General features: G+C 71.5%; 4 protein-coding genes. All 4 read left to right on the top strand.

Annotated features, from left to right (window positions below; all coding sequences use genetic code 11):
- Nucleotides 1-71: 71 nt before the first annotated feature.
- The 4 genes from FNQ90_RS12340 (at nt 72) to FNQ90_RS12325 (ending at nt 4,745) form a co-directional block, all read left to right on the top strand.
- A complete protein-coding gene (locus tag FNQ90_RS12340; RefSeq protein ID WP_182606415.1) occupies nt 72-707 on the top strand; it encodes a CDP-alcohol phosphatidyltransferase family protein in 636 nt (211 codons plus the stop codon).
- 148 nt (nt 708-855) lie between these two features.
- Entirely contained in the window at nt 856-3,351 is a 2,496-nt protein-coding gene (locus FNQ90_RS12335) for a mannose-1-phosphate guanyltransferase (RefSeq protein WP_143618966.1), read from the top strand.
- A 126-nt stretch (nt 3,352-3,477) separates the two neighbouring features.
- Complete coding sequence (locus tag FNQ90_RS12330) at nt 3,478-4,416, top strand: DUF881 domain-containing protein (protein ID WP_182606416.1); 939 nt, start codon at nt 3,478-3,480, stop codon at nt 4,414-4,416.
- Nucleotides 4,413-4,745 carry a small basic family protein gene (locus tag FNQ90_RS12325; protein WP_143618968.1) on the top strand — a complete coding sequence of 111 codons (333 nt, stop codon included), beginning with the start codon at nt 4,413-4,415 and terminating at the stop codon, nt 4,743-4,745. Before FNQ90_RS12330 ends, FNQ90_RS12325 begins: the two co-directional genes overlap by 4 nt.
- The last annotated feature ends 249 nt before the right edge of the window (nt 4,746-4,994 follow it).

Here is a 4,994-nt window from a genome sequence, read left to right as displayed (position 1 = left end):
GCGGTGGGGAGCGCGGGCGACGGCCCCCGGGCGTACCGCGGGGCGCGGATCACACGGGAAGGGCTCCAGGGGTGGAGGTCCACGAGACATCGGGTGGGGCGGCGGACGGCGCGTCGGCGGACGCGCGGAGCCGGGTGCTCACCGTGCCCAATCTGCTCAGCGCGGCCCGGCTGGTGGGTGTTCCGGTCTTTCTGTGGCTGATTCTCTCGCCCGTGTTCGACGGGCCGAACCGGGATGGATGGGCCCTGGCGGTGCTCGCACTCAGCGGCGTCAGCGACTGGCTCGACGGCCGCCTGGCCCGCCGTTGGAACCAGGTCAGCGAACTCGGTCGCCTGCTGGACCCGGCCGCCGATCGCCTCTACATCCTCGCCACTCTCGTGGGCCTGACCTGGCGCGACATCATCCCCTGGTGGATGGTGGCACTGCTGTTGGCCCGTGACCTGATGTTGCTGATCGGGGTCTGGCGCCTCAACCGTGCCGGATGGGCGCCCCCCCAGGTGAATTTCCTCGGCAAGGCGGCCACCTTCTGTCTGATGTACGCCTTCCCGTTGCTCCTGCTCAGTGACGGAACCGGGTGGGTGTCATCACTGGCTGCTATTTTCGGATGGGCGTTCGCCGGGTGGGGTTCGGCTCTCTACTGGTGGGCAGGGATGCTGTACGTGGTCCAGGTCCGCCGTCTCCTCACGGCGGGCACCACAGCCGACTGAGCTCGCCCCCGAACGCCGTCGTGGAGGGGGCAACTGGGCCCGTCAGCCCAGCCGTGCCCCGGGAGCTGCCGCCATCTCCCGGGGAGTCCGTCGACCGGACGGGCCCGGTCGGCACGACTCTCGGCTCTGCGAGGAGGACACTTCCAACATGAAGGCCGTCGTAATGGCAGGTGGCGAAGGCACGCGGCTCCGCCCGATGACCGCGAGCATGCCCAAGCCCCTGCTGCCCGTGGCGAACCGTCCCATCATGGAGCACGTGCTGCGGCTGTTGAAACGGCACGGACTCACCGAGACCGTGGTCACCGTGCAGTTCCTCGCCTCCCTGGTGAAGAACTACTTCGGCGACGGCGAGGAGCTCGGCATGGAGCTCACCTACGCCAACGAGGAGAAGCCGCTCGGCACCGCGGGCAGCGTCAAGAACGCCGAGGCGGCGCTTCGGGACGATGCCTTCCTGGTCATCTCCGGTGACGCCCTCACCGACTTCGACCTCACCGACCTGATCCGCTTCCACCGCGAACGCGGGGCCATGGTCACCGTCTGCCTCACCCGGGTGCCCAACCCGCTGGAGTTCGGCATCACCATCGTCGACGACGAGGGGCGCGTCGAGCGCTTCCTGGAGAAGCCCACCTGGGGGCAGGTCTTCTCCGACACCGTCAACACGGGCATCTACGTCATGGAGCCCGAGGTCTTCGACTACGTCGAACCCGACGTCCCCGTGGACTGGTCCGGTGACGTCTTCCCCCGCCTGATGAAGGAGGGGCGCCCCATCTACGGCTACGTGGCCGAGGGGTACTGGGAGGACGTCGGCACCCACGAGAGCTACGTCAAGGCGCAGGCCGACGTCCTCGAGGGCAAGGTCGACGTCGAGATCGACGGCTTCGAGATCTCGCCGGGCGTGTGGATCGCCGAGGGCGCCGAGGTCCACCCCGACGCCAAACTGCGCGGCCCCCTCTACGTCGGCGACTACGCCAAGGTCGAGGCCGGTGCCGACCTGCGCGAGCACACCGTCATCGGTTCCAACGTCGTGGTCAAGGCCGATGCCTTCCTGCACCGCGCGGTCATCCACGACAACGTCTACGTCGGTCGCCAGGCCAATCTGCGCGGTTGCGTGGTCGGCAAGAACACCGACATCATGCGCGCCGCCCGGATCGAGGACGGGGCGGTCATCGGTGACGAGTGCCTGGTGGGCGAGGAGTCCATCGTCCAGGGGAACGTGCGTGTCTACCCCTTCAAGACGGTCGAGGCAGGCGCGTTCGTCAACACGTCGGTCATCTGGGAGTCCCGCGGTCAGGCGAACCTCTTCGGCGCCCGCGGTGTCTCCGGCATCCTCAACGTGGAGATCACGCCCGAACTGGTCGTGCGACTGGCCGGTGCCTACGCCACCACACTCAAGAAGAACTCCACCGTCACCACCGCCCGCGACCACTCCCGCGGTGCCCGGGCCCTCAAGCGGGCCGTGATCAGCGCCCTGCAGGCCAGCGCGATCGACGTGCGGGACCTGGAGAACGTGCCACTGCCGGTGGCCCGGCAGCAGACCGCTCGCGGCAGTGCCGGCGGCATCATGATCCGCACCACCCCCGGCGTGCCCGACTCGGTGGACATCATGTTCCTCGACGAGCGCGGCGCCGACCTCTCCCGTGGCGGACAGCGCAAGCTGGACCGGGTCTACGCCCGCCAGGAGTACCGCCGGGCCTTCCCCGGCGAGATCGGTGACCTGCGCTTCCCCGCCAGCGTCTTCGACGCCTACACCGGATCGGTGCTGCGGGCGGTCGACACCCGGGGCATCGCGGACGCCGGGCTGAAGATCGTCGTGGACGCCGCCAACGGCAGTGCCGGCCTGGTGCTGCCCAGCCTGTTGGGACGGCTCGGGGTGGACGCGCTGACCGTCAATCCCGGTCTGGACGAGGGCCGGCCCACCGAGACCGCCGAGGAACGACGGGCCGGTCTGGTGCGCCTGGGGGAGATCGTGGCCTCCTCCCGCGCGGCCTTCGGTGTGCGCTTCGACCCGGTCGGCGAGCGGCTGGCGCTGGTCGACGAACGCGGCCACATCATCGAGGACCACCGGGCGCTGCTCGTGATGCTCGACCTGATCGCCGCCGAGCGGCGCAGCGGCCGGGTGGCACTGCCGGTCACCACCACCCGCATCGCCGAGCAGGTGGCCGCCTACCACGGCACCCAGGTGGAGTGGACCACCACATCGCCGGATGACCTCACCCGGGTCTCGGCCAAGGACGGCGCGATCTTCGGTGGCGACGGCAGCGGCGGTTTCGTCGTGCCCGAGTTCGGCAGCGTCTTCGACGCGACCGCGGCTTTCGCGCGGCTCACCGGGCTGGTCGCCCGGACCCAGCTCTCGCTCAGCCAGATCGACGCCCGTATCCCGCGGGCCCACGTGCTGCAGCGGGACGTGGCCACCCCGTGGGCGGTCAAGGGCCTGGTCATGCGACGCGTGGTGGAGGCGGCCGGCGAGCGCTCGGTGGACACCACCGACGGCGTCCGGGTCGTGGAGCCGGACGGCCGTTGGGTGCTGGTCCTGCCGGATCCGGCCGAGGCCGTCACCCACCTGTGGGCCGAGGGCCCGGACGACGACGCGGCCGCGGAGCTCCTGGACCACTGGACCGCGGTGGTGGACAACCCCGACCGTTGACAGACCGGTGGGGAGGGCCGGCCGGGTCCGACGCGGCCCGCCCCACCGGGCGGCCGGCCCCCGACGGATTCCGTTCCGTCGGGGGCCGATTCGGTCCCCGGGCCGGCTCGTGCGACGATGACCGCCATGCCCGCGCAGTCCTCCCGGCCTCCCGACGCCACATCGCGTCCCGACGCCTCCATGTGGCTGCTCAACCAGGTGATGGACCACAGTCTGGACGAGGGGTACGAGGAGGCCGCCGCCCGGCGCGCCGCCGCGGGCGGGAACCCTCCGCGCACCCTCCGCGACCGGGTCTGGTTGGCGGTCGGACTCCTCCTGGCTGCCTTCGTCGTGACCGCCGGTGCCGCGCAGGCACGGGCCGGGGCCCCCGAGGTCGCCCGGGAACGCGAGGAACTCCTGGAACGGGTGCGGGCCGGAACCGAGGGAGCGGACCGACTGCAGGCCGAGGTGGACGGTCTGCGGGACGCGGTCGCCGAGGGACGACGGGCGGCACTCACCGAGGAGGGCGGCGAGCGGGCCGAACTGGTCGGCCTCCTCGCCGGGGCCATCGCCGTGACCGGACCCGGTCTGGAACTCGTGGTGGACGATGCCGAGGGCGCGGGAACCGGCTCCGGCGCGGGGCCGCGCGAGGGCAGCGGTTTCTCCGACACCGGTCGGGTGCGGGACCGGGATCTCCAGCGGGTGGTCAACGGCCTGTGGGCCGCCGGCGCGGAGGCGGTGGCGATCAACGACCGGCGGCTCACCTCGCTCTCCGCCATCCGGACCGCCGGCGACGCCGTCCTGGTGGACAACCGGCCGCTGGTGCCGCCCTACACCGTGCAGGCGATCGGTGACGGTGAGGCGCTGCGCGAGGCGTTCGAGGCCGGACCGGCCGGGGCGACGCTGCGGGACCTGCGGGACCACTTCGGCATCCGGGTCACCACCGGGGTACGGGACGAGCTGCGGTTGCCCGCCGCGACGGGGGCGACCACTCGGTACGCCGTGCCCGTGGACCCCGACGCGGCACCGGGGGACACCGGGACCCGGGAGACGGACCACGACACAGAAGAGGACTACACACCGTGATCGCCGTTCTGGGTCTCGTACTGGGGATCGTCATAGGCGTGCTCACCCGCCCGGTGGTGCCCACCGGGCTGGAGGTCTACCTGCCCATCGCCGTGGTCGCCGCCCTGGACGCGGTCTTCGGTGGCCTGCGGGCACGGTTGGACGGCAAGTTCGACGACAAGGTCTTCGTCGTCTCCTTCCTCTCCAACGTCGTCGTGGCGGCCCTGATCGTCTTCCTCGGTGACCAACTGGGGGTGGGAGCGCAACTCTCCGTGGGAGTGGTCGTCGTGTTCGGCATCCGCATCTTCTCCAACGTGACCGCCATCCGGCGCCACGTCTTCCGGGCGTGAGGTCCCGATGAGTCCTGAAGCCGACGGCCGCGACACGCCCCCTCACGGGGGCCCCTCGAACGGTGCCGACGGGGGGAACGCGCCCGACCCGGAGCCCCGGGGGACCGGCATGCCCCGAACCGAACCCCCGCTCCCCCCGGAGGCCTCCGGTCGGCCGGGGGACGGAGGCGCGGAGGGCGAACCACGGCTCGCGAAGGCCTCCTCGGAGCGGCCGATCCGGCCCCGTTCGACGGGGGAGGAGTCCGGGGG

This window comes from Streptomyces alkaliphilus, assembly GCF_014141535.1.
Classification (GTDB): Bacteria; Actinomycetota; Actinomycetes; order Streptomycetales; family Streptomycetaceae; genus Streptomyces; species Streptomyces alkaliphilus.
Note: the sequence above shows the minus strand (reverse complement) of the source record. Positions and strands in the feature narration are given on the sequence as shown.

Excerpts from the sequence above, each read along its gene's own strand:
- FNQ90_RS12335 (WP_143618966.1), top strand. The coding sequence starts at position 856 with ATGAAGGCCGTCGTAATGGCAGGTGGCGAAGGCACGCGGCTCCGCCCG.
- FNQ90_RS12330 (WP_182606416.1), top strand. The coding sequence starts at position 3,478 with ATGCCCGCGCAGTCCTCCCGGCCTCCCGACGCCACATCGCGTCCCGAC.